Below are 23298 nucleotides of genomic sequence, written 5' to 3' on the forward strand. Positions count from 1 at the left end.
TTCCACGACCTGTTGATGGTGCGCATGCCCGTCCTCTTCCTGTGATGTCGTTCTGTACGGGTAGGAACCCTTCGCATGCTTGATCTTGCCGCCTTCGGCGGAGCCCTGCAGCTCCTGTCGAGCGACGCCATGGCCTGGCTGGTGGTCGTGCCCGGCCTGTTGATCGGCCTCGTCTTCGGGGCGATCCCGGGCCTGTCGATCTCGATCGCCATGGCGGTGTTCCTGCCCGCCACCCTCTACATGGATTTCCTGCCGGCGATCCTCTTCCTCTCGGCGATCTTCACCGGCGGCAGCTTCGGCGGCGCGGTCCCGGCGATCCTGATGAACATTCCCGGCACGTCGAGCGCCGTCGCCACCGCCTTCGACGGCTATCCGATGGCGCAAAAGGGCCGGCACGGCGAAGCGCTGGGCGTCGGCCTCGCCGCCTCGGTCATCGGCACCTTCTTCGGCTATCTGATGCTGCTGCTGGTCGTCGGACCCGTGGCCGACTGGGTGCTGATGCTCGGGCCGACGGAAATGCTCGTCGTCGCCATCGGCGGGTTGCTCTTGATTGCCGTCCTCAACGATTCCAGCTTTGCCAAGGGGCTCGCCGCCGGCGCCATCGGCGTCCTGATCTCGACCGTCGGCTATTCCGACACCGGCCTGATGCGCGGCACCTTCGGCTCGATGTATCTCCTCGACGGCATTCCGGCGATCCCGGCGCTGATCGGCCTGTTCGCGGCGTCCGAACTGATGAATCTGGCGGGGCGCGACTACATCGTCGCCGACAGCGCCAGCCGCCGCATCGCCCTCGCGCCGATCCTTGCGGGCCTGAAGACCGCGGTCGTGCGCTGGCCGGCGGTGCTGCGCGGCTCGGTCCTCGGAACGCTGATCGGCATCGTCCCCGGCGTCGGCGCGAGCGTCGCCAATCTCGTCTCCTACGCCTTCGCCAAGCGCCTCGCCGGGCCGCAGCAGCGCTTCGGCGAGGGCGAGGCCGACGGCGTGATCGCCTCGGAGGCGGCCAATTCCTCGTCCGAAGGCGGCGGCATGGTGACGCTGCTCGCCCTCGGCCTGCCGGGCGGCGCGGGCACCGCGATCATCCTCGGCGCCTTCGCCATGCACGACGTCACCGGCGGCCCGCGCTTCATCGCCGATCAAACCGACATCGTCTATGCGATCATCCTCGGCAACATGGTGCAGGCGGCGCTCCTGCTCGTCGTCGGCGTGGTCTTCGTCTTCTTCGCCGGCTTCATCGTCAAGGCGCCGATCCGCTATCTCATCCCCTTCGTCGTCGCCATCGCCATGATGGGCAGCTACGCCATCACCGGTTCGATCGTCGGTCCGCTGACGGTCGCAGGGGCAGGGGCGCTCGGGTGGCTGATGCGCCGCTACGGCTATCCGGTGACGGCCACCGTCGTCGGCCTCCTGGTCGGGCCGATGGCCGAGGGCGAGCTGGTGCGCAGCTGGCAGATCAGCGGTGGCGACCCCAGCTTCATTCTCGGACGACCGATCACCCTCGTCCTGATCGCCCTTCTCGCCGGGGCGATCGTCGCCACCGCCGTCAGCCAGAAGCGGGCGAAGGCAAAGCTCAAGGAGGCCTGACCGATGGGCCGGACGATCATCGACAAGATTTGGGATGCCCACGAGATCCTCCGGCGCGAGGGTCGCAGCCTGCTCTTCGTCGACCGCCATCTCCTGCACGAAGGCTCCCACCACGCCTTCGACAAGATCGGCACGGCCGGGCGCGAGGTCCGCCATCCCGAGCTGACCTTCGGCGTCGCCGACCATTATGCGCCGTCGAGTGCGGCGCGGGCCAACGCCGCCTCGGCGACGATGATCGAGCGCCTGTCGGCCAACACCGCCCGCCACGGCATCGACAGCTTCGGCCTCGGCGACGCGCGGCGCGGCATCGTCCATGTGGCGATGCCGGAGCAGGGGCTGACGCTGCCGGGGCTGATCATCGTCTGCGGCGACAGCCACACCGCCACCCATGGCGCTTTCGGGGCCTTCGCCTTCGGCATCGGCGCCTCCGAGGTCGCCCATGTGCTGGCGACCCAGGCGCTGTGGCAGACGAGGCCGCCGCAGATGAAGATCACCGTCACCGGCAGCCTGCCCTTCGGCACCACGGCGAAGGATCTCGCCCTCCACATCATCGGAGAGATCGGCACCGGCGGGGCGACCGGCCACGCCGTCGAATATGCCGGCGAGGCGATCGCGGCGCTGTCGATGGAAGGCCGCATGACGCTCTGCAACATGACCATCGAGATGGGCGCGCGGTCGGGCATCGTGCCGCCGGACGAGACCACCTTCGCCTGGCTGCAGGAGCGGCCGATGGCGCCGAAGGGCGACGCCTTCGCGGCCGCCATCGAAAGCTGGAAGGCGCTGGCCTCCGACGCGGAAGCTGCCTATGCCCGCGAGGTCGCAATCGACGCCGGCGCGGTGGCGCCGATGGTCACCTGGGGCACCAGCCCCGAACAGGTGGCGCCGGTGACCGGCAGCGTCCCCAGCGCCGAGGCGGGCGGCGATGCCGATGCGCTGGACTACATGGGGCTCACTGGCGGCCAGCGGCTCGCGGACATCCGCATCGATCGCGGCTTCATCGGCTCCTGCACCAACGGCCGCTATTCCGATCTCGTCGCCGCGGCGCGGGTTCTGGAGGGACGGCGGCTCGCCGTGCCGCTGCTGGTCTCGCCGGGCTCGCTCGAGGTGGCGCGGCGCGCCGAGGCGACGGGCATCGCCGACATCTTCCGGGCGGCGGGGGCCGAATGGGGCGAGAGCGGCTGCTCGCTCTGCGTCGGCATGAACGGCGACCGGGTCGAGCCGGGCGAGCGCTGCGCCTCGACCTCCAACCGCAACTTTCGCGGCCGCCAGGGGCCGGGCGCCAGGACCCATCTGATGAGCCCGGCCATGGTCGCGGCGGCCGTCGTCGCCGGCCACATCACCGACGTGCGCGCGCTGGACCTCGCGGACCTGCCGGACGGCGCCGTGTCGTCGCCGGCCCCGGCCGGTTCTGCCGGCGCGAGCGAGGGAGCCTGAGCCGATGCAGCCTTTCACCACCGTCAGCGGAGCCGGCGTCGTCCTTGCCCGCGACAACATCGACACCGACCAGCTGATCCCCGCCCGCTTCATGAAGCGCACCCGCTCGGAAGGCTATGGCGACCAGCTGCTCTACGATCTGCGGTTCGGCGAGGGCGGCGAGCCGGTTCCGGGTTTTGCGCTGAACCGCATGGCGGAGCGGCCCGTCCTGATGGTCGCGGGAGAGAACTTCGGCTGCGGATCCTCCCGCGAAGCGGCGGTCTACGCCCTCGTCGACCACGGCATCCGCGTCGTCGTCGCAGGCAGCTTCGCCGACATCTTCCGCGGCAATGCGGCCAAGAACGGCCTCCTGACCATCGCGCTCAGCGAAGCCGGGCGGCAGAGGCTGGCGAGCTTCATCGGCGAAGCGGGCGCGGGGACGGGTTCGGCCAGGCACCTCACCATCGATCTCGAGGCGCAGGAAATCCGGGCAGAGGGCCTCAAGACGACCGGCTTCGACGTCGATCCGGGCGTCAAGCGCCGGCTGCTGCTCGGCCTCGACGAGTTGTCGGAGACGTTGGAGGACGAGCCGCAGATCGCCGCCTTCGAGGCGCGGTATCTGGAGGGCGCGCCGTGGGTGGTGCCGAATGTCGCGTCGGCAGAAGCGGGGTAAAAAAGAGGTCGGCTTTGCCATCGGGCGATTGCAGCCGGTGAGCCAGCTCTCGGACTCCCGGAACGACCTAGGGATTTGGTACAAACGGGACAAACTGGACAAACGCCTCCTCAAGGATTAGATGGGATACACAACGAGGAGGCAGCGCGATCCCATGGCGACCCGGCACGCCCCGACATCGCCGCGCCACGGCAGCAGCACCGTCGAGCGGGTCGCCGCGAAGGTGACCGATGCGCTGCGAGACGATCAGGCGTTCGCAGCCCCCTCCGTGGCGTTTCCCGCCGAAGTCGTCGGGGAAGTGGCCGCTGCCATCGCCGGTCTCCCACCGGAAACCTGGCGCCGACTCGGCTCCCGCCGTGCCGACCTTGGCCGGCAGATCCGTCAGTTGATGGAGAGGGTCGGCCGGGAGTATGGCGGCCCGATTGCACTCGACATTCCCGCCATTGCCGAAGCGTCGCGGGGAGAAGGCCTCGGGCCGCTCGTCAGCGTCGAAGAGGGCAGGAGCGCCCTCGACGACCTTGCCGTGCCCCGCCGGCTCGAGGATTGGGCCGGTCCCGTCGCCGGGGCGAGCGAGCTCGCCCGCGATTTCGGCATTGCCCGTTCGACCCTTCATCGATGGCAGCAGGCAGGCGAGGTCGTCGCACTGCTCAAGGGAACCAGAAAGCACGTCTTTCCGATCGCACAGTTCATCGACGGGCGGCCTGTCGGCGGGATCAGCGACGTCATTCGGCTGGCCGGCAACCATCGCGCAGCCTGGATCTGGCTCAGCCGGCCCAATCCCGTTCTGGGCGGACGCAAGCCGGTCGAACTCCTGATCGCAGATCGTCGGACCGAGGTACTGGACGCCGCCCGGGCGACCTTCTCCCTGCAATGACTCTCAACGGTGCGCTTCTCCAAAGGCTCGCCATTCGCATGTATGTCGAAAGCTATGTGAGGATCGTGCCGCGCCGTCACGCGGAAACCCCGCTCGGCATGGGATCCGGCAAGAGCCGGTTTTCCAGCCCGAAAAACCGGTTCAGGCTTCTCTATCTGGCGCAGGATCCGACGACTGCCGTGGCCGAGACGATTGTTCGCGACCGCTTCGAGGGAGCGTCCGAGCGCTTGCTGCTCGCTGAGGAATTCGACGTCTACGCGATCGTTCGCATCCGGAACCCCGTGCCACTCTTCCTCCTCGATCTGCGACATGAGGGGGCAAGTCTTCTCGGCGTGTCGACCGATGCCGTGCGGGCGAAGGCACAGGCGGCGGGGCGAAGGGTCAGTCAGGAAATCTATGACCAAACCGCTTTCGACGGCATCGTCTACATGTCGCGCATCACCAACCGGCAATGCGTCGCCGTTTACGACCGTGCGGTCGACGGTCGCCTGGAAGCCGAAGCACCGGCCGTCGATCTCCCACGCCTTGCGAGCCTGCCGACGATCGTGAAGGCTCTCCATCTGACCGTCGTCAGGACGCCCTGACAGAGCCCGGTTCGTCGCCGATCGAAGCAAGAAGCAAGGGGTCGCTGGCTCAGAACCATCCCCGCAGAGGACCTCACCCTCCGAACCGCGCGTCCGCGATCCCGTGTTCCGGATCGTGTGCCGGAGCGGCCTTGTCGGTGGCGAGCGTGCTGCGCGAAAACACGATCGGCGTCCTGAGGCCCGGCACGCCCTCGGCCTCGATCTTGAGGCCGCGCGCCGCGATCTGCGGTTCGGCGAGGGCTTCGGCGACGGTGTTGATCGGCCCGCCGGGAACCCCGGCCGCCTCCAGCGCCGCGATGATGTCGGCGCGGTCGAGCCGGGCGATGGCCGGGGCGAGGAGGGCGATCAGCCGCTCGCGGTTTTCCACCCGGGCCGGATTGGTGGCAAAGGCCGGGTCGGCGGCGAGGCCGCCGAGGTCGAGCACCCGGCAGAGGCTCGCGAACTGCCGGTCGTTGCCGCAGGCGACGATCACGTGGCCGTCGCTCGCCGCAAACACCTGGTAGGGCACGATGTTGGGGTGGGCGTTGCCCATGCGGCGGGGCGACTTGCCGGAGACCAGCGCGTTCATCGCCTGGTTGGCGAGCGCCGCGACGCCGCAGTCGAGGAGGGCGAGATCGACATGCTGGCCGAGGCCGGAGCACTGCCGCTCGATGATCGCCGCCTGGATGGCGATGGTGCCGTAGAGGCCGGTGAGGATGTCGATCCACGCAACGCCGATCTTCTGCGGCTCGCCTTCCGGATCCCCGGTGAGGTCCATGATCCCGCACATCCCCTGGATCAGGAAGTCGTAGCCCGGCCGCGCGGCTTCCGGCCCGGTCTGGCCGAAGCCGGTGATCGAGGCATAGACGAGGCGCGGATTGCGGGCGGCGAGGCTCTCGTAATCGAGGCCGAAGCGCTGCAGCCCGCCGACCTTGAAGTTCTCGACGACGATGTCGGCCTCGTCGATCAGACGCTTCAGCGCCTCGAGCTGCGCTGCGTCCTTGAAGTCGCAGGTAAAGCTCGTCTTGCCCCGGTTGGCTGCGTGGAAATAGGCCGCCGTCGGCCGTGCCTCGCCGTCGCGCTGGATGAAGGGCGGGCCCCAGGTCCGGGTGTCGTCGCCCTCGGGCGCCTCGACCTTGATCACCTCGGCGCCGAGATCGGCCAGCGTCTGGCCGATCCACGGCCCCGCCAGGATGCGGGCGAGCTCGACGACCTTGAGGCCCTTGAGCGGGGCGTCCGCCATCAGAAGAAGGCCTGCAGGCCGGTGATCGCGCGTCCGAGGATCAGGGCATGGACGTCGTGGGTGCCCTCATAGGTGTTGACGGTCTCGAGGTTGATCATGTGGCGCATCACGCCGAATTCCTCGGAAATGCCGTTGCCGCCGTGCATGTCGCGGGCCATCCGGGCGATGTTGAGGGCCTTGCCGCAATTGTTGCGCTTGACGATGGAGATCATCTCCGGCGCCGCATTGGCCTCGTCCATCAGACGGCCGACCCGCAAGGATGCTTGAAGCCCGAGGGCGATCTCGGTCTCCATCTCGGCGAGCTTTCGCTGGTAAAGCTGGGTCTGGGCCAGCGGCTTGCCGAACTGCTTGCGATCGAGGCCATATTGCCGGGCGGCGTGGAAACAGGCCTCCGCCGCGCCCATGACGCCCCAGGAAATGCCGTAGCGGGCCCGGTTGAGGCAGCCGAACGGGCCCTTCAGCCCCTCGACATTGGGCAGCAGCGCGTCCTCGGAGACCTCGACATCGCTCATCACGATCTCGCCGGTGACGCTGGCGCGCAGCGACAGCTTGCCGCCGATCTTCGGGGCGGTAAGCCCCTTCATGCCCTTCTCCAGCACGAAGCCCTTGATCTTGCCGCCATGCGCCTCGGACTTCGCCCAGACGACGAAGACGTCGGCGATCGGCGAGTTGGAGATCCACATCTTCGCGCCGTTGAGGACGTAGCCGCCCTCGGTCTTCCTCGCGACGGTCTTCATGCCGCCCGGGTCGGAGCCGGCGTCGGGCTCGGTCAGGCCGAAGCAGCCGATGAACTCGCCGGAGGCGAGCTTGGGCAGATAGCGCCTGCGCTGCTCCTCGGTGCCATAGGCATAGATCGGGTACATGACGAGGGAGGACTGCACCGACATCATCGAGCGGTAGCCCGAATCGATCCTCTCGATCTCCCGGGCCACCAGGCCATAGGCGACATAGGAGGCGCCGATGCCGCCGTATTCCTCGGGAATGGTCACGCCGAGCAGGCCCATCTCGCCCATCGCCGGGAAGATCGACGGGTCGACCCGCTCCTCGCGGGCCGCCTCGGTGACGGCCGGGGCGAGGCGGCTCTGGGCGAACTGCGCCGCCGCATCGGCCAGCATCCGCTCGTCCTCGGACAGCTGGTCGGCGAGGCGGAACGGATCGGACCAGTCGAACTGACCGAGATTGGGCGCGTCCTTCGGCTTCAGGGCCATGCATGTTCTCCCGAATGTCTGTGTCTCGCTGCCGGTGATACCACCGGCGGGCGAGGCGGTTCAAACGAATAGGACTTGCCATGTCATGAGCTTTGGTCATGAAGTCGGGCCATCAGAAGAAGGGCGCCCTCTCTCCCCTTGAGGGAGAGAATGTCATTCCAAGGAATTGGGCCTCGGCTTGCCGAGGTCCAGACCTTGAGAATGACAAGAGAGGGGTTTCACCGCATCAGCCGCCGCCGTCGGTCCAACCGAAATCGCGCCACACCCCTCTCTTGCGATTTCTATCGTTTAGCGCGTTCCGCGCTAAACGATAGAAATCGCTTTCTCTCCCGCAAGGGGAGAGAGGACGCCCGTCCGGAAGCGCCGCCTTCCCGTTTGACAGCAGTCGAGAGACACCGCCGATGCGCCGCTCCTATACCCCCACCATCGGCGAGCTCGAAGCCTTCCGGGCTTTGGCGCAATCGGGCTCGGCCACCCGCGCCGCGCAGACCCTCGGCCTTACCCAGAGCGCCGTCAGCCGCTCCCTGCAGAGCCTGGAGGAGCGGCTCGGCGTCCGGCTGTTCCACCGGGTGCGCCAGCGGCTGATCCTGTCGGATGCCGGGCGTGCCTTCCTGCGCGATGCCGAGCGCATCCTGTCGGACATCGACGGCGCCGTCCTCACGGTCATGTCCTTCGGTGGCCGGGAGCAGCTCCTGCGCCTCGTCGCCCTGCCGACCTTCGCCAGCGCCTGGCTGATCCCGCGGCTTGCACGCTTTGCCGCGATCGCGCCGGGGATCACCATCGACGTCACCTCGGCGCTGGGGCCGGTGGATTTCTCCCGCGATCCGGCGGACGCGGCGATCCAGCGCCTCGAACTGCGCGCGCGCGGCGCCGAGGCGGTCGCGCTGCTCGACGAGACGCTGATCGTCGTCGCCAGCCCCGAGATGACCGGACGATCCGGCGAGCTCTCCGACGCCGACCTCGCCAGGCTGCCGCTGCTGCAGCAGGCGACGCGGCCGGATCTCTGGCTGCGCTGGTTCCAGGAGGCGGCGATGGAGGCGGTGGACATCCTGCGGGGGCCGCGCTTCGAGCATTTCGGCATGGTGCTCGCCGCGGCCCGGGCCGGGCTCGGCGCCGCCCTCGTGCCGGCCATTCTGGTCGAGGAAGATCTCGCCTCCGGGCGGCTGGTGCGGGCGTCTTCCCGCAGCCTCGACGGCGGCTCGCCCTATGCGCTGATTTTCCCGCCGCAACAGGCGGACAATCCGGCCTTCGTGGTCTTCCGCGACTGGCTGGTCGAGGAGGCCCGGCGGCCGCAAGGTCGCCCCTGACCCGGCTTCAGGTGCCGGCGAGCCGCCTGCCTGCCGCCTCGCCGGCGATCCGGCCGAGGGTGACGGCGGTGAGGAGGCCGTTGCCGGAGAGATAGCCGGAGGCCTGCGACCCCGAGACGCCGCAGGCCGCGCCGCCGGCGGCGTAGAGATTGGCGAAGGCCGTTCCGTCCTGCCGCATCACCCGCGCCTCGCCGTCGACGACGAGCCCGCCTTGCGTGTGGAACAGCGCGCCGGTGACCCGCACCGCCTTCAGGGGCGCCTGCAGCCGCGGCGCGTCGGCAAGGTTGCGGCCGAACGGATCCTCGCCGCCGGTCGCCTTGGCCTCCTCGAAGGCCTCCAGCGTCGCCGTGAGGGTCGCGGCGGGAAGCTTCAGCTTCTCGGCCAGCTCGCCGGTGGTCCAGGCCGAGACCACGCCGTTCACCGCCTCCAGATTGCGGAAGTCCTCGAACTGCCGGCAGATGCCGGCGATCCGCTCGTCGAAGATGGTGAAGGCGATGCCGCCCGGCTGCTTCAGCACCTCGGCCGCCTGTTCCGAATAGCCGCGGGATTCGTCGCTGAAGCGTCTGCCGTCGCGATTGACCTGGCAGCCGCCCTCGGTGATCGTCGCCCAGGTGAGGAGGATGCCGGCGGGATGGGCGACCGAGCCGTGGCCCTGGTGGCCGGAGAGGTGGGAGAGCCTCGCTCCCAGCGCCTCGCCCCACAGGACGGCCTCGCCCTGGTTGCCCTCATGGCCGAAATAGAGCGCCTCGGAAAGCTGCGGGATGTGTTCGGCGACGAGGTCGCGATTGCCGCCATAACCGTTGCAGGCGAGGATCACCGAAGCTGCGCCGAGCCTCTCGCGGCCGCCGTCGGGGCGGCTGAAGGAGAGCCCGGTGACGCTGCCGTCGGCACCGACGAAAAGGGTATCGACGGCGCTGTCGCAGAGGATGTCGCAGCCGGCGTCCTCCACCGCCTGGCGCAGGCGGTCGACCAGCTCCTGGCCCGACCGGCTCGGCAGGCCGTGCATCCGGCGCCGGGAATGGCCGGGATAGGAAAAGTCGGTGAGAACGGAGAAGGGCAGGGCGAAGCGGTCGGCCAGCCACTCCACCGCCGGGCCGCTTGCCGCCGCGACGCGCCGCACGAGGGCGGCTTCGGGCTCGTCATGCGCCTTCTGCATGATGTCGGCGGCAAACAGCTCGGCGGTATCCGCGATGCCGGCGTCCCGCTGGAACCTGGTGCCGGCGGCCGGCACGAGCCCCGCCGACAGCGCCGTCGAGCCGGAGGGCGTCTCGTCGCGCTCGAGGATCAGCACCGCGCCGACGCCGGCCTCCCTTGCGGCGAGGGCGGCGGTCAGTCCCGCCGCGCCGGCCCCGACGATGACGAGCGGGACCTGCGTCTCGAACTCGGAGGGCTCCGCCCGCTCGATCCTCGCCATCACCCGTCCCCTTCCGGTCGTTGCGTCCCACATGGCGCCGCGCTGTCAATGATCATGACTAACCTGTCCGGTGAAAAAGACAAGATTGGTCCGCGACATCGGATGTCCGCGCCCATGGATGCTGGCTTTCTCGGCATTTATGCCGCAATGCTGTCCAATATTTGCGCAGCGATGAATCGGTTGACAGGACAGAATCTGTCTGCCTGAATAGACAGGATCAGTCGCACCAAGGATCGCATGGCCATCAGATCCCAGCCCATCGTCGCGGAGCCGCGCAAGGCGCTTCGGGTGTATCTGCACCTGAAGGACCGGATCCTGTCCGGCGCCCTGGCGCCGGCCCAGCGCATGCCGAGCGAGCCGGATCTGGCGGCCGAGCACGGGGTATCCCGCGTCACCATCCGCGGCGCCCTGGAGCGACTTGCCGAGGATGGCCTCGTCGAGCGGCGGCCGGGCTCCGGCACCTATGTCCGCGCCACCCAGCGTCCGCATGCGATCGTCGCCGACTTCTCCAACGTCTTCACCCATCTTGTGGAAATGGGCCGGCGCACCGACGTCCGGCTGCTCTCCTTCGGCTATGCGCTGCCGACGCCGGCCGTCGCCGAGGGGCTGGGGCTGGATACCGGCGAGGAGGTGCAGCGCTCGGTGCGGGTGCGCATCGCCGACGGCACGCCGTTCTCCTACCTCGTCACCTACGTCCCGAAGCGGATCGGCATCTCCTATTCGGAAGCCGACCTGCGCTCGACGCCGCTGCTCGAACTCCTGGAGCGCTCCGGCGCGAAGGTCGCGAGCGCCCGCCAGAGCGTCGGCGCCACCCAGGCCGGCCCGGAGATCGCCGAGGCGCTCGGCGTCGAGACCGGCGCGGCGCTCCTGTCGATCACCCGCATCGTCCAGGACGAGGCGGGCGAGGGCGTCGAATATCTCTACGGCCTCTACCGCCCCGATCTCTACGAACTCCAGCTCGACCTCGAACGCACCAGGCGGGGCAGCGCCATGCGCTGGACCGCCAAATCCCCCTCCGCCAGCGAGCGGCCGGCGGTCGCCGCGCGGCCGGCGCCCCGCCTCAGTGGCAAGAAGCTATCGACCGGCAAAAGGAAGACGACGCGATGACGAAACTGCATGATCAGATCAGCCGCCGCACCGTCCTCGGCGGTGGCGCGGCCCTCGCCGCCACCCTGGCGATGCCGGGTGTCCTGCGGGCCCAGGAGCCGAAGAGCGTCAAGATCGGCATCCTCCAGCCGGTGACCGGCAATCTCGCCCAGGATGGCGAACTCGGCCGCACCGGCGCGGAATACGCCATCAAGGCGGTGAACGATGCCGGCGGCATCCAGTCGCTCGGCGGCGCGAAGCTCGAAATGGTGTTCGGCGACGCCCGCTCGACGCCCGAGGGCGGCACCGCCGAGGTCGAGCGGATGCAGTCCGAGGGGGTTGCCGGCATCGTCGGCGGTTTCGCCAGCCCGATCTGCCTCGCCTCCAGCCAGGCCGCGGCGCGCTACGACCTGCCCTATGTCGTCGACGTCGGCGTCTCCGACAAGATCGTCCAGCGGGATCTTTCGAACACCTTCCGCTTCGGCCCCGGCTTCGGCACCTCTTCGAAGACCGCCATCGAGAACCTGGTGAAGCTCAACGAGGCTGCCGGCAAGCCGGCGAAGACCATCGTGCTCGTCCACGAGGACGGGCTGTTCGGCTCGGGCCTCGCCAAGCTGATGGCGGCGGAGCTGCCGAAATACGGCTTCGAGATCCTCGAGACCATCGCCCATCCGACGCCGGCCCGCGACATGTCGAACGTCGCCCTGCGCATCCGCTCGCTGAAGCCGGACCTGATCATCCCCTCGTCCTACTATGGCGAGACGGTGCTCCTGATGCGCACGCTCTACCAGCAGCGGGTGCGGCCGATGGGCTACTATTCGGTGCTCAACGGCGCGGCCTCCAACATGCGCTTCGTGCGCGAATTCCCCGAGATCGCCAATCTCGACATGGACTGCAACCACTGGCACGACCCGCGCAAGGAAGAGGCGATCCAGCTGAAGAAGGCCGTCGAGGACGCCGGCGGGCTGTGGGCCTACAACATCCCTCTCAACTATTCCTGCGTGAAGCTTCTCGCCGACGCCATCGACCGGGCAGGCTCCGTCGAACCCAAGGCGATCAACGAGGCGCTGGCGGCTTCCACCTTCGAGGGCCACGTCATGCCCTATGGTCCGACGAAGTTCGACAAGGGCCAGAACACCGGCGCCGCCCCGGTCTCGCTGCAGGTGCAGGACGAGACGATCAAGGTGATCTATCCGGAGGAATTCGCCGACGCCAAGCCGGTCTTCCCGATCAACGGGTGAGGGGCGTGCGGGAGGTCGCAATAGGCCCTCATCCTGAGGTGTGAGCGTAGCGAGCCGCGAAGGGCGGTGGGCGCCTGGCGCGGGAGTTCCGGCCATGCCCGATGGCAAAAGGCGGCGCCATCTGGAGCCCCCCTCTGTCCGGCAGGACAGAGGGGGGTGCTGGCGCTGCCATCGAAGAAGGGCGCCGCCACCCCGACGAGAGCCGATCGCTCGACTGCCGATCCCGGCATCATCGCAATGGCCTGCGGGCCGAACCACAGAAACCATCGATGTACTCACCCGACATCATCATCGAGGCGCTGCTCAACGGGCTACTGACCGGGGCGATCTACGCGCTCGTCGCCCTCGGGCTGACGCTCGTCTACGGCGTCCTCCACATCATCAACTTCGCCCATGGCGCGCTGCTCGCGGCGGCGATGTTCGCCGTCCTGTTGATCAATCAGCTCTTCGGCGTCGATCCCTATGTCCAGATCCCGTTCCTCACGGTGATCTTCTTTGCGGTCGGCTACGGGCTGCAGCGGCTGATCATCGGGCCGGCGAGCCACGGCCGCGACGAGAACATCCTGCTCGTCACCCTCGGCCTGTCGATCGTCATCGAGAACCTGCTCCTCGCCGGCTTCGGCTCCGACACCCGCTCGCTGAACACCGACTATTCCTTCAACGTCTACGAGGTCGGGCCGTATCTCCTCAGCCAGGTGCGGGTCTTCGGCGCCGCCGGCGCGCTGGTGACGGCGGCGCTGCTCTGGTTGTTCCTGTCGCGCTCGGACACCGGCAAGGCGATCCGCGCCGTCGCCAAGGAGAAGATCGGCGCCAGCCTGCAGGGCATCAACGTCGCCCATATCTACGCCGTCACCTTCGGCCTCGGCTGCGCCTGCCTCGCCGTTGCCGCCTGCCTCCTGCTGCCGACCTTCTACGTCAATCCGAAGATCGGCAGCGCCTTCGTCCTCGTCGCCTTCACCATCGTCGTCCTCGGCGGCATGGGCTCGATCGTCGGAGCCATGCTCGGCGGGCTGATCATCGGCGTCGTTGAATCCATGAGCGGCCTCTTCCTCGGCGAAAGCCTCGGCCAGATCGGTATCTTCGTGATCTTCATCCTGACGCTGCTGTTGCGGCCGACCGGCCTGTTCGGAGCCAAGGCATGAGTGCGCTGCGCCCCTATCTGCCGGTCGCGGCGCTCGGCGTGCTGCTCGCCCTCGCGCCGCTCGTCGTCACCTCCAACGTCGCCCTGAACTTTCTGGTCTTCACCCTGATCATCGCGCTGGCGGCGCAGGGCTGGAACCTCCTCGGCGGCTTCGGCGGGCAGTTCTCCTTCGGCCACGCCGCCTTCTTCGGCGTCGGCGCCTATGTCTCGGCGATCTGGCAGATGAGCCTCGGTCTCGACGCCTGGACGGGCTTTGTCGCGGGCACGCTGGCTGGCGCCGTCACCGGCCTCGTCATCGGCTTCCTGGCCTTCCGGGCAGGGCTTCGCGGATCCTATTTCGCCCTCGTGACCCTCGCCTTCGCGGAGGTGTTCCGGGTCCTCGCCAACTCGTCCGAGGCGACCGGCGGGGCGGCCGGCCTGCTCCTGCCGCTCCGGATCGGCGCGCAGAACCTGCAATTTGCCGACCGCTCGACCTTCCTCGCCTTCGTCGTCGCGCTGACGATCCTCGTCCTTCTCCTCGTCCAGTGGATCCGCGGCTCGCGCTTCGGCGCCCAGCTCGTCGCGCTGCGCGAGAACGAGGAGGCGGCGCGGGCGCTCGGTGTCGACGTCTTCGCGGTCAAGCTGAAGGCCATCGGCCTGTCGGGCGCCATCACCGCGGCGGCGGGCGTCCTCTACCTGCAGTATTTCCTGTTCATCGATTCCAACATCGTCTTCGGCACCTGGATCTCCGTCGAGGTCCTGCTCGCCGCGATCGTTGGCGGCCTCGGCACGGTGCTCGGTCCGGTCGTCGGCGCGCTGGCGCTGCATGGCCTCGGCGAAGTGGTGAAGCACCTCGCCGGCGACCTGCCGGGCATCGACCTCGCGGTCTACGGCGCCGTGCTCGTCGTCGCCGTCGCCTTCCTGCCGGGCGGCCTCGTCGGCCTGTTCAGGCGAAGGCCCGCACCCCGGCAGGTGCGCAAGGCCGCGCCCGAAGGAGGACGCGCCTGATGTCCGCCACCAAGATGCAGCCCGCCACGGAAATGCTGAGAGTCGAGAACGTCACCATGCGCTTCGGCGGCCTCACCGCCGTCGACGATGCCTCGCTCATCGTCCGGAAGGGCTCGATCACCGGCCTGATCGGCCCGAACGGCGCCGGCAAGACGACGCTGTTTTCCATCGCCTCGGGCTTCCTTTCGCCGACCAGCGGCCGCATCGCCTTCGAGGGCGGCGACATCACCGGCGTCGCGCCGCACAGGCTGGCCGAGCGCGGCCTCGGGCGCACCTTCCAGATCGTCAAGCCCTTCGCAGGGCTGTCGGTGCTGGAGAACATCGTCGTCGGCGCCTTCCTGCGCCATCCGCGCCGGGCCGACGCCGAGGCGGTGGCCGCCCGCGTCGCCGCAAGGGTCGGCCTCGGCGACAGGCTGGACGATCCGGCCGCCAGCCTCACCGTCTCCGGCCGCAAGCGCCTCGAAGTCGCCAAGGCGCTGGCGACCGGGCCGAAGCTGCTGCTCCTCGACGAGGTGCTCGCCGGCCTCAACCCGTCGGAGGTCCGCGACATCATCCCGGTGATCCGCGAGCTGCGCGACACGGGCGTCACCATCCTGATGATCGAACACGTCATGCAGGCCGTCGTCAGCCTCTGCGACGAGGTCTTCGTCCTCGCCCAAGGCGCGATCATCGCCGGCGGCACGCCGCAACAGGTGGTGTCCGATCCGAAGGTCATCGAGGCCTATCTCGGCCAGGGCGCGGCGGCGCGCCTCAATCGCGGGGAGGCGGCCGATGCTTGAGGTCGAGGGCCTGAAGGCCGGCTATGGCAGCGTCGAGATCCTGCGCGGCATCGATCTCAGTGTGAAGGAGGGCGAGATCATCGCCGTCCTCGGCTCCAACGGCGTCGGCAAGACGACGCTGAACATGGTGCTTTCCGGCCTCCTCAAGGCGAAGGGCGGCGACATCCGCTTCGAGGGGCGTTCGCTGAAGGGCTGCTCGCCCGGCCAGATCGTCGCCTCGGGGCTGATCCAGGTGCCAGAGGGCCGGCGCATCTTCCCCAACATGGGCGTGCGCGAAAATCTCGAGCTCGGCAGCTATGGCCGGGCAAGGCAGAACCGCGCGCGAAATCTCGACAGGGTGTTCGAGACCTTCCCGCGGCTGAAGGAGCGGATCGGCCAGTTCGCCGGCACCCTGTCCGGCGGCGAACAGCAGATGCTGGCCATCGGCCGCGGCCTGATGGCCGAGCCGAAGCTCCTGATCCTCGACGAGCCCTCGCTCGGTCTTTCGCCGCTGCTCGTCGAGGAGATGTTCGCCCTGATCCGGAGGCTCAACCGCGACGGCCTGTCGATCATGCTGGTCGAGCAGAACGTCGTCCAGTCGCTGGAGCTCGCGAACCGGGCCTATGTCATCGAGAACGGCGCCGTCGCGATCTCGGGAGCCGCCGCCTCCGTCGCCGCCGATCCGGAATTGCGCCGGACCTATCTCGGGCTCTGATACCTGCGCGGCCCGCCAGGCAGCCGTCACGAAAAATACGAGGAAACCGCACATGTCGCTGAAAGCGAGACTGTCCCGGGACGGCGTCGTCGTCGCCCCCGGCGTCTACGATCCGCTGACCGCCCTGATCGCCACCGACGCCGGCTTCGAGGCGATGTATCTGTCCGGCGCGGCCGTCGCCTACACCCGGCTCGGCCGCTCCGACATTGGTCTCGCGACCATGACCGAGATGGTCGAGACGATCCACCTGGTGCGCGACCGGGTCGACACGCCGATGATCGTCGATGCCGACAATGGCCACGGCAACGCGCTGAACGTCCAGCGCACGGTGCGCATGTACGAGCGCGCCGGCGCCAGCGCCCTGCAGATCGAGGACCAGAGCCTGCCCAAGCGCTGCGGCCACCTCGCCGGCAAGAAGCTCGTCACTCCCGGCGAGATGGTCGGCAAGATCAAGGCCGCGGTGGATGCGCGGGCGAGCGAGGAGACGCTGATCGTCGCGCGCACCGACGCCATCGCGGTCGAGGGCTTCGGCCCGGCGATCGAGCGGGCCGAGCGCTATGTGGAGGCCGGCGCCGACATCCTCTTCGTCGAGGCGCCGCGCAGCGAGAACGAGCTTTCCGAGGTGACGTCGCGCTTCGCCTCCCGCCTGCCGCTGCTCGCCAACATGGTCGAGGGCGGGGCGACGCCGATGAAGAACGCCGACGATCTCGGCGCCCTCGGCTTCAAGGTGGTGATCTTTCCGGGCGGCATCGTGCGGGCCGTCGCCAGGGCCGCCGGCGACTACTACCGCTCGCTCTTCGACAACCGCACCAACGCGCCCTTCAAGGACCGGATGTTCGATTTCGACCAGCTGAACGCCGTGATCGGCACGCCGGAGCTGCTCGCCCTCGGCGAACGCTACGAAGACCCGGAGAAGGGCGAGAAATGACCGCCATCGATCCCGTCACCCTCGCCGTCCTCAAGGGCCGGCTCGAGCAGATCGCCGACGAGATGGACGCGACGCTCTGCCGCTCGGCCTTCAACCCGATCATCGCCGAGGCCAAGGACGCCTGCCACGGCCTCTACCACGCGACCACCGGCGCGACCCTCGTGCAGGGGACGAGCGGCCTGCCGATCTTCGTCGGCGCCATGAGCTTCGCCGTGCAGGCGGTGATCGAGAAGGTGGAGCGGGAAGGCGGCCTGCAGCCGGGCGATACCTTCCTGTTCAACGATCCCTATTGCGGCGGCACCCATCTCAACGACTTCCGGCTGGTGCGCCCGGTGTTCCGCAATGGCGAACTCTTCGCCTGGCTCGCCTCGGTCGGCCACTGGCTCGACATCGGCGGCAACGTCGCCGGCGGCTATAATCCCAAGGCCACCGAGAGCTTCCAGGAAGGCATGCGCGTGCCGCCGGTGCGGCTGATGACCGCCGGGGTGATGAACCAGGACATCGTCGACATCCTCGCCGCCAATTCGCGGGTTCCCGGTTCGAATTGGGGCGATCTCAACGGCCAGCTCAACGCGCTGGATCTCGGCGAGACGCGCTTCGGCGCCCTGCTCGACCAGTATGGCGAGGCGACGGTCTCCTCCGCCCTCGATGCCTTCTCCGACCGTGCCGAAGCCCTGATGCGTGCCGCCATCGCATCGCTGCCGGATGGGAGTTATGCCTTCGAGGACGTCCTCGACAATGACGGCATCGTCGACGAGATGCTCACCGTCGCCCTCGACGTGACCATCGAAGGCGAGGAGATGACGCTGGACTTCTCCCGCTCCTCGCCGCCGGCGAGAGGCCCGATCAATATCTCCTACGCCACGGCGGTCGCCGCCTGCTACGTCGCGCTGAAGCACATCTTCACCGACGTGCCGGCCAATGCCGGCTGCCTGCGTCCGATCAGGTTCGTCATTCCCGACACGACGCTGCTCGCCGCCAGGGCGCCGAAGCCGATGGCGGGCTATACCGAGACCATCCTCAGGCTCATCGGCGTCATGCTCGGTGCGCTGGCGAAAGCCGATCCGGAACGCGCCACCGCCGCCCCCTTCGGCACGATCAACGCCCTGTCGATCGCCGGCAACCGCGCCGACGACAGCCGTTTCGTCATGTTCTCCTTCTTCGGTGGCGGCCTCGGCGGCAATCCGGAAAGCGACGGGCTGAACCACGCCAACAACCCGATCTCGACGGCGACCATCCCGCCGCTCGAAATCTTGGAAGCGGCCTATCCGGTGATGTTCACCCTGTGGGCGCTCCGGCCGGATTCCGCCGGCGCGGGGACACATCGCGGCGGTGTCGGTGCGGTCTACGAGATCGAGATGCTGACGGACTGCGACGTGGCGCTGCTCGGCGAGCGCGGCAAGCGCGCCCCCTTCGGCGTCGCGGGCGGCATGGAAGCCGCGCTCAACCGGTTCTTGTGGCAGGAGGGGGACGAAACCCGATCGCCGCCGATGGTCTCCAAGGTCACCGACGTCAAGGTGACGACCGGCAAGCGCCTGCGCCTCGAAACCCCCGGTGGCGGCGGCTGGCGCGATCCGAAAAAGCGCCCGGCCGATCTCGTCTCGCGCGACGTGCGCCTCGGCTATGTCAGCCGCGCGGCGGCGGAGCGCGTTTACGCCGTCGTTCTCACCGACGATCTGACGGTCGACGCGGACGCCACCAGCCTGCTCAGGAAAGGAGCCACGGCATGAGCGCCTCCGGCACGAAAACCCCCGGCACGACGGCGCTCGGCCGGATCGTCGGCGTCGATGTCGGCGGCACCTTCACCGATCTCTTCTACTACGACGAAACCGCCGGCGCCTTCCGCACGGCAAAAGTCTCGTCCAATCGCGGCGACGAGGCGGTCGGCTTCATCGAGGGCCTGAAGAGCTTCGGCGCCCTGTCCGATCTCTCCTCCGTCGTCCACGGCACCACCGTCGGCACCAATGCGCTGCTGGAGCGCAAGGGCGCGAAGGTCGGGCTGATCACCACGGCCGGCTTTCGCGACGTCCTCGAAATGCGCCGCCGCGACCGTCGCAACACCTGGGGCCTGTGGGGCGACTTCGTCCCGGTCGTCGACCGCGACTTCCGGCTGGAAGTCGGCGAGCGGGTGCTGGCCGACGGCACGATCCGCGAGGCGGTCGATCCGGCCGAGGTGGCAAGGGTCGCCGACCGGCTGCTCGCCATGGGCGCCGAGGCGCTGGCGATCGTCTTCGTCAACGCCTATGCCAACCCCGCCAACGAGATGGCAGCGCTCGAAGTGGCCAAGGCCGTCTGGCCGAACGACAATGTCACCGCCTCCAGCCAGATCCTGCCCGAGATCCGCGAATTCGAGCGGACGTCGACGACGGTGCTCAACGCCTATCTCCAGCCGGTCGTCGGCGGCTATCTCGGCAAGCTCGATGCGGCGCTGAAGGCCGACGGCTTCACCGGCAAGTTCCACATCGTCCAGTCGAATGGCGGGGTGATGTCGACACAGACGGCGCGCAGGCTGCCGGTGCGCACGGCTTTGTCCGGGCCTGCGGCCGGCGTCATCGCGGCGGCCGCGATCGCGGAAGCCGCCGGCTTTCCCAATGTCATCACCGGCGATCTCGGCGGCACCTCCTTCGACGTTTCGCTGGTGGCGGACGGCAAGACGGCGCTCGCCGCCCAGACCACCATCGACTTCGGCCTCGTCATCCGCACGCCGATGATCGAGATCTCGACGATCGGTGCGGGAGGTGGCTCGATCGCCCATGTGGATGCCGGCGGCATGCTGCAGGTCGGCCCGGAAAGCGCCGGCTCGCGGCCCGGCCCGGTCTGTTACGGCCAGGGCAACGACCGCCCGACGCTGACCGACGCCAATGTCGTCCTCGGCCGGATCAATGCCGCCAAGCCCATCGGCGGCAAGGGCAGGAGCCTCGACGTGGAGGCGGCAAAGGCGGCGATCCTGACCCATGTCGCCGAGCCGCTGGGCCTCGGCGAGATGGAGGCGGCGGAAGCCATCGTGCGGATCGCCGACGGCAAGATGGCCGGCGCGATCCGCCTCGTCTCGATCGAGCGCGGCCACGACCCGGCCGATTTCGCGGCGGTTCCCTTCGGCGGCGGCGGCGCGCTCCATGCCGGCGCGCTGATCAAGGACGTCGGCCTCAAGGCCGCTCTGGTTCCGCGCTTTCCGGGCGTCACCTCGGCGCTCGGCTGCGTCATCGCCGACGTGCGCCACGATCAGGTGCAGACGGTCAACCTCCTGCTCTCCAGCCTCGATGCCGATGCGCTCGGCGCTCGCATGCGGGCCGAGGCCGCGGAGGCGAGGGCGGTCGTCGACGCGGCAGGCCTCTCCACCGAGCGTGTCGATGTCCAGTTCGAACTCGACATGCACTATCTCGGCCAGACCCACACCATCGCCGTGCCGCTGCCCGGTGACGCCGCCGAGGGCCTGACGGCGGGCGACGTGAAGGCGGCGTTCGAGACCGCCTACCAGAAGACCTTCAGTCGGCTTCTGGATGGCATCGACGCCCGGATCGTCAATCTTCGGACCGCCGCCATCGGCCGCCGGCCGCGCTTCGATCTCGCGACGCTGGCGCCGGAGGCGGGCTCGACGGTCGAGGCGGCCCGGCGGGAGAGCCGGCCCGTCTGGTTCGACGGCGCCTGGCACGACACCGCCGTCTACGACCGCCTGTCTCTGCCGGTCGGCGCGGTGATCTGCGGCCCGGCGATCCTCGAACAGGGCGACGCCACCACCGTCGTCGATCCCGATCTCGACGCCCGGGTCGACGGCTTCGGAAACCTCATTCTGGAGCGCCGGCCATGAGCGCGATTCCCCCGATCGACAGGCGCGCCTTGCTGCTGGTCGATCTTCAGAACGACTTCATCCACCCGGAGGGCGCCTATGCGCGGGGCGGGGCCAAGAGCGCCGACATCGCCGCCCTGCCGGCGAAGCTGAAGCCGCTCGCCGACGCCTTCCGGGCGAGAGGCGGGCTGGTCGTCGCGACGCTCTTCACCCTCGTTCCCGGGCGCGGCGGCGAGCCGATCGTCTCGCCGCATCTGAAGGCGCTCCGGCCCTTCATCGCGAAGGGCGACTTCCTGCCCGGCGGCTGGGGCCAGCAGCTCGTCGACGCGCTCGCCCCGGCCGACATCGCCGTGGAAAAAGTCGCCTTCTCGGCCTTCTACATGTCGCGGCTCGAATGGGTGTTGCGCAAGTCCGGCATCGAGCATCTCACCGTCGCCGGCATCGTCACCAATGGCGGCGTCGCCTCGACGGTCCGCGAGGCGCATGTGCGCGATCTCGGCGTAACGGTGCTCCAAGACGGCTGCGCGGCGTTTTCGCAGCAGATCCACGACGAGGCGATCGCCGGTCTGCGGCCGGTGGCGGAGATTGCGACGATCGAAAAGGTGATGGCCGGACTGTGAGCGATCGCAGGCACGGCGCCCCTCTCTCCCCTTGAGGGAGAGAAAGCCTTTTCGCGGTCTTGGGCCTCGGCTTGCCGAGGTCCAAGTCGCAGAAAAGGCAAGAGAGGGGGAACCACCGCGTCACCCGCCGCTACCGGTGCCGAGGGTCGCGGCGTCTGCTGCGTTCGCTCGTCCGGACCCGGTGACACCCCTCTCTGGCGATTTCACTCACTTGGCTTCGCCAAGACGATGAAATCGCTTTCTCTCCCTCAAGGGGAGAGAGGGCGCCTTCTCGTCCGCTGTCGAGCCGAGCATCAATTGAGGAGACACCCCATGCCCACCCCGAAACGCGTTCTCGTCCTCGTGCCGTTTCCGATGGATGCGGACAATCTCGCCAAGCGCCGGGCGCAGATGTCGGCGGTGAAGCTCGGGCCGGACATCGTTTTCGACTTCCGCCCCGTCGCCATCGCTCCGGTCAACTATGTCAGCCAGCAGGACATGCTGCTTGCCGACATCGGCATGGTGGAGGCGGGGCACCAGGCGGAGGCGGAGGGATACGACGCCGTGTGCATCGACACCGTGTCGGACTCCGGCATGACGGCGCTGCGCTCGGTCCTTTCTATCCCGGTCATCGGCGCCGGGCGCCATGCGATCCTGATGGCGCTGACGCTCGGCGAGCGGTTCTCCTTCGTCTCCATGTGGGACCGCTGGCGCCCGCTCTACGAGAAGACCCTGCGCGAACTGGGCCTCGAGGCGAAATGCGCTTCCATGCGCTCGGCGGATCTCGAGCCGAACAACCAGTCGCTGCTGGCGGGGCGCGAGGAGGAGGTCTTCCCGGTCCTGCTGGAGACCGCCCGGCGCTGCGTCGAGGAGGACCGGGCCGACGTCATCATCCTCGGCTCGACGACGATGCACGAGGCCCATGCCCATCTCGCCGCCAACCTGCCGGTGCCGGTGATCAATCCGGGGCCGCTGACCTACCGCCTCGCCGATGCGGCGATCCGCCTGCGGCTCACCCATTCTAAGACCACTTATCCGACGCCGCTCGTCCCGCGCCTCGACCTGTTCGCGGCGATGGGCGAAGCGGCGCGCGGCTGAGGAGGAAAACCATGCCCAAGATCCTGGTCATCAATCCCTTTCCCCTCGACGACGAGGGGGTGAAGCGCCGGGCCGCCCAGACCGGCCATGTCGAACTCGATCCGGACACCGAACTCGTCTTCCGACCGGTGAAGATCGGCCCGACCTCCTTCATGAGCCCGCATGACTGGCTGGTGATGGATCTCGGCATCTACGAGGCCGGCCTCACCGCCGAAGAAGAAGGCTTCGACGCCGTCGTCATCGACACCATGTCGGATTCGGGCATGGCGGCGCTGCGCTCGGTCTTGTCCATTCCCGTCGTCGGGCCGGGCAAGGCCTCGATGCTCTATGCGCTGACCCTCGGGGCCAAGTTCTCCGTCCTCGCCCAATGGAAGCCGGCGCTGCCGCGCTACGCCAAGGTGATCCGTGACTACGGCTTCGAGCGGCAATGTGCGTCCGTGCGCTCCTTCGACGTCGAGCCGGATTTCATCAAGCTGACCGAGGGCAAGGAGGACAAGACCTTCCCGATCATGCTCGACGTGGCGATGAAATGCGTCGCGGAGGACGGGGCGGACGTGATCTGTCTCGGCTCGACGACCATGCACCAGGCGGCGGCCTTTCTCGCCGAGCACCTGCCGGTGCCGCTGATCAATCCCGGACCGTTCAGCTACAAGCTCGCCCAGACCCTGGTCGGTCTCGGCCT

At 68.6% G+C, this 23298-nt stretch carries 21 protein-coding genes; 18 read left to right on the top strand and 3 right to left on the bottom strand.

Translation table 11 applies throughout. The features are described 5' to 3' along the window. Nucleotides 1-75: 75 nt before the first annotated feature. From ATO4_RS25605 to ATO4_RS25625, 5 genes are all read left to right on the top strand, one after another. Nucleotides 76-1581, top strand: coding sequence for a tripartite tricarboxylate transporter permease (locus tag ATO4_RS25605; RefSeq protein ID WP_083594798.1), 1506 nt, complete (start codon nt 76-78; stop codon nt 1579-1581). A gap of 3 nt (nt 1582-1584) precedes the next feature. Next, nucleotides 1585-3015, top strand: coding sequence for a 3-isopropylmalate dehydratase large subunit (gene leuC, locus ATO4_RS25610; RefSeq protein WP_083594801.1), 1431 nt, complete (start codon nt 1585-1587; stop codon nt 3013-3015). Between the two features lie 4 nt (nt 3016-3019). After that, nucleotides 3020-3667, top strand: coding sequence for a 3-isopropylmalate dehydratase small subunit (leuD, locus tag ATO4_RS25615; RefSeq protein ID WP_083594803.1), 648 nt, complete (start codon nt 3020-3022; stop codon nt 3665-3667). Nucleotides 3668-3821: 154 nt separating this feature from the next. After that, complete coding sequence (locus ATO4_RS25620; RefSeq protein ID WP_083594804.1) at nt 3822-4541, top strand: antitoxin Xre/MbcA/ParS toxin-binding domain-containing protein; 720 nt, start codon at nt 3822-3824, stop codon at nt 4539-4541. After that, entirely contained in the window at nt 4538-5125 is a 588-nt protein-coding gene (locus ATO4_RS25625) for an RES family NAD+ phosphorylase (protein WP_083594806.1), read from the top strand. Before ATO4_RS25620 ends, ATO4_RS25625 begins: the two co-directional genes overlap by 4 nt. A 73-nt stretch (nt 5126-5198) precedes the next feature. Here the strand turns inward: ATO4_RS25625 and ATO4_RS25630 are convergent, their stop codons facing one another. Continuing rightward, on the bottom strand, nt 5199-6347 hold the full coding sequence (locus ATO4_RS25630; RefSeq protein WP_083594808.1) for a CaiB/BaiF CoA-transferase family protein: 1149 nt from the start codon (nt 6345-6347) through the stop codon (nt 5199-5201). After that, nucleotides 6347-7555: an acyl-CoA dehydrogenase gene (locus ATO4_RS25635; protein WP_083594810.1), complete on the bottom strand. Its 1209-nt coding sequence runs from the start codon at nt 7553-7555 to the stop codon at nt 6347-6349. Before ATO4_RS25635 ends, ATO4_RS25630 begins: the two co-directional genes overlap by 1 nt. A gap of 401 nt (nt 7556-7956) precedes the next feature. Between ATO4_RS25635 and ATO4_RS25640 the strand changes: the two genes are divergently transcribed. After that, entirely contained in the window at nt 7957-8862 is a 906-nt protein-coding gene (locus ATO4_RS25640) for a LysR family transcriptional regulator (RefSeq protein ID WP_083594812.1), read from the top strand. Nucleotides 8863-8869: 7 nt separating this feature from the next. On the opposite strand, the gene ATO4_RS25645 is transcribed toward ATO4_RS25640, so the two are convergent. Next, the gene (locus tag ATO4_RS25645) at nt 8870-10276 is read right to left on the bottom strand and encodes an FAD-dependent oxidoreductase (protein WP_083594813.1); all 1407 of its coding nucleotides are present in this window, start codon (nt 10274-10276) and stop codon (nt 8870-8872) included. A 237-nt stretch (nt 10277-10513) separates the two neighbouring features. Between ATO4_RS25645 and ATO4_RS25650 the strand changes: the two genes are divergently transcribed. The 12 genes from ATO4_RS25650 to ATO4_RS25705 all read left to right on the top strand — a co-directional run. Beyond that, nucleotides 10514-11383, top strand: a complete 870-nt coding sequence (locus ATO4_RS25650; protein ID WP_083594815.1) for a GntR family transcriptional regulator — start codon at nt 10514-10516, stop codon at nt 11381-11383. Further along, nucleotides 11380-12603: an ABC transporter substrate-binding protein gene (locus ATO4_RS25655; RefSeq protein ID WP_083594816.1), complete on the top strand. Its 1224-nt coding sequence runs from the start codon at nt 11380-11382 to the stop codon at nt 12601-12603. Before ATO4_RS25650 ends, ATO4_RS25655 begins: the two co-directional genes overlap by 4 nt. 269 nt (nt 12604-12872) lie before the next feature. Then, entirely contained in the window at nt 12873-13745 is an 873-nt protein-coding gene (locus ATO4_RS25660; RefSeq protein WP_083594818.1) for a branched-chain amino acid ABC transporter permease, read from the top strand. Further along, nucleotides 13742-14731 (top strand): branched-chain amino acid ABC transporter permease, encoded by a 990-nt coding sequence (locus ATO4_RS25665; protein ID WP_083594820.1) that lies wholly within the window; start codon nt 13742-13744, stop codon nt 14729-14731. Before ATO4_RS25660 ends, ATO4_RS25665 begins: the two co-directional genes overlap by 4 nt. Before the next feature lie 32 nt (nt 14732-14763). After that, entirely contained in the window at nt 14764-15510 is a 747-nt protein-coding gene (locus ATO4_RS25670; protein ID WP_083594834.1) for an ABC transporter ATP-binding protein, read from the top strand. Next, nucleotides 15503-16204, top strand: coding sequence for an ABC transporter ATP-binding protein (locus ATO4_RS25675; protein ID WP_083594821.1), 702 nt, complete (start codon nt 15503-15505; stop codon nt 16202-16204). Before ATO4_RS25670 ends, ATO4_RS25675 begins: the two co-directional genes overlap by 8 nt. A gap of 52 nt (nt 16205-16256) precedes the next feature. Further along, nucleotides 16257-17132 carry an oxaloacetate decarboxylase gene (locus ATO4_RS25680; RefSeq protein ID WP_083594823.1) on the top strand — a complete coding sequence of 292 codons (876 nt, stop codon included), beginning with the start codon at nt 16257-16259 and terminating at the stop codon, nt 17130-17132. Continuing rightward, on the top strand, nt 17129-18862 hold the full coding sequence (locus tag ATO4_RS25685) for a hydantoinase B/oxoprolinase family protein (RefSeq protein WP_083594824.1): 1734 nt from the start codon (nt 17129-17131) through the stop codon (nt 18860-18862). The genes ATO4_RS25680 and ATO4_RS25685 overlap by 4 nt, the downstream gene beginning before the upstream one ends. After that, nucleotides 18859-20940 carry a hydantoinase/oxoprolinase family protein gene (locus ATO4_RS25690; RefSeq protein WP_083594826.1) on the top strand — a complete coding sequence of 694 codons (2082 nt, stop codon included), beginning with the start codon at nt 18859-18861 and terminating at the stop codon, nt 20938-20940. Before ATO4_RS25685 ends, ATO4_RS25690 begins: the two co-directional genes overlap by 4 nt. Further along, nucleotides 20937-21539 carry a cysteine hydrolase gene (locus tag ATO4_RS25695; protein ID WP_083594828.1) on the top strand — a complete coding sequence of 201 codons (603 nt, stop codon included), beginning with the start codon at nt 20937-20939 and terminating at the stop codon, nt 21537-21539. The genes ATO4_RS25690 and ATO4_RS25695 overlap by 4 nt, the downstream gene beginning before the upstream one ends. A 312-nt stretch (nt 21540-21851) precedes the next feature. Continuing rightward, nucleotides 21852-22616, top strand: coding sequence for an aspartate/glutamate racemase family protein (locus ATO4_RS25700; protein ID WP_083594830.1), 765 nt, complete (start codon nt 21852-21854; stop codon nt 22614-22616). An 11-nt stretch (nt 22617-22627) separates the two neighbouring features. Next, a partial coding sequence (locus ATO4_RS25705; protein WP_083594832.1) for an aspartate/glutamate racemase family protein occupies nt 22628-23298 on the top strand: 671 nt, incomplete at its 3' end.

Source organism: Aurantimonas sp. 22II-16-19i, assembly GCF_002088275.1.
Taxonomy (GTDB): Bacteria; Pseudomonadota; Alphaproteobacteria; order Rhizobiales; family Rhizobiaceae; genus Jiella.

Bases quoted from the DNA above. Each gene is read 5' to 3' on its own strand.
- ATO4_RS25605 (WP_083594798.1), top strand. From the start codon at position 76: ATGCTTGATCTTGCCGCCTTCGGCGGAGCCCTGCAGCTCCTGTCGAGC.
- leuC (WP_083594801.1), top strand. From the start codon at position 1,585: ATGGGCCGGACGATCATCGACAAGATTTGGGATGCCCACGAGATCCTC.
- leuD (WP_083594803.1), top strand. From the start codon at position 3,020: ATGCAGCCTTTCACCACCGTCAGCGGAGCCGGCGTCGTCCTTGCCCGC.
- ATO4_RS25620 (WP_083594804.1), top strand. From the start codon at position 3,822: ATGGCGACCCGGCACGCCCCGACATCGCCGCGCCACGGCAGCAGCACC.
- ATO4_RS25625 (WP_083594806.1), top strand. From the start codon at position 4,538: ATGACTCTCAACGGTGCGCTTCTCCAAAGGCTCGCCATTCGCATGTAT.
- ATO4_RS25630 (WP_083594808.1), bottom strand. From the start codon at position 6,347: ATGGCGGACGCCCCGCTCAAGGGCCTCAAGGTCGTCGAGCTCGCCCGC.
- ATO4_RS25635 (WP_083594810.1), bottom strand. From the start codon at position 7,555: ATGGCCCTGAAGCCGAAGGACGCGCCCAATCTCGGTCAGTTCGACTGG.
- ATO4_RS25640 (WP_083594812.1), top strand. From the start codon at position 7,957: ATGCGCCGCTCCTATACCCCCACCATCGGCGAGCTCGAAGCCTTCCGG.
- ATO4_RS25645 (WP_083594813.1), bottom strand. From the start codon at position 10,276: ATGGCGAGGATCGAGCGGGCGGAGCCCTCCGAGTTCGAGACGCAGGTC.
- ATO4_RS25650 (WP_083594815.1), top strand. From the start codon at position 10,514: ATGGCCATCAGATCCCAGCCCATCGTCGCGGAGCCGCGCAAGGCGCTT.
- ATO4_RS25655 (WP_083594816.1), top strand. From the start codon at position 11,380: ATGACGAAACTGCATGATCAGATCAGCCGCCGCACCGTCCTCGGCGGT.
- ATO4_RS25660 (WP_083594818.1), top strand. From the start codon at position 12,873: ATGTACTCACCCGACATCATCATCGAGGCGCTGCTCAACGGGCTACTG.
- ATO4_RS25665 (WP_083594820.1), top strand. From the start codon at position 13,742: ATGAGTGCGCTGCGCCCCTATCTGCCGGTCGCGGCGCTCGGCGTGCTG.
- ATO4_RS25670 (WP_083594834.1), top strand. From the start codon at position 14,764: ATGCTGAGAGTCGAGAACGTCACCATGCGCTTCGGCGGCCTCACCGCC.
- ATO4_RS25675 (WP_083594821.1), top strand. From the start codon at position 15,503: ATGCTTGAGGTCGAGGGCCTGAAGGCCGGCTATGGCAGCGTCGAGATC.
- ATO4_RS25680 (WP_083594823.1), top strand. From the start codon at position 16,257: ATGTCGCTGAAAGCGAGACTGTCCCGGGACGGCGTCGTCGTCGCCCCC.
- ATO4_RS25685 (WP_083594824.1), top strand. From the start codon at position 17,129: ATGACCGCCATCGATCCCGTCACCCTCGCCGTCCTCAAGGGCCGGCTC.
- ATO4_RS25690 (WP_083594826.1), top strand. From the start codon at position 18,859: ATGAGCGCCTCCGGCACGAAAACCCCCGGCACGACGGCGCTCGGCCGG.
- ATO4_RS25695 (WP_083594828.1), top strand. From the start codon at position 20,937: ATGAGCGCGATTCCCCCGATCGACAGGCGCGCCTTGCTGCTGGTCGAT.
- ATO4_RS25700 (WP_083594830.1), top strand. From the start codon at position 21,852: ATGCCCACCCCGAAACGCGTTCTCGTCCTCGTGCCGTTTCCGATGGAT.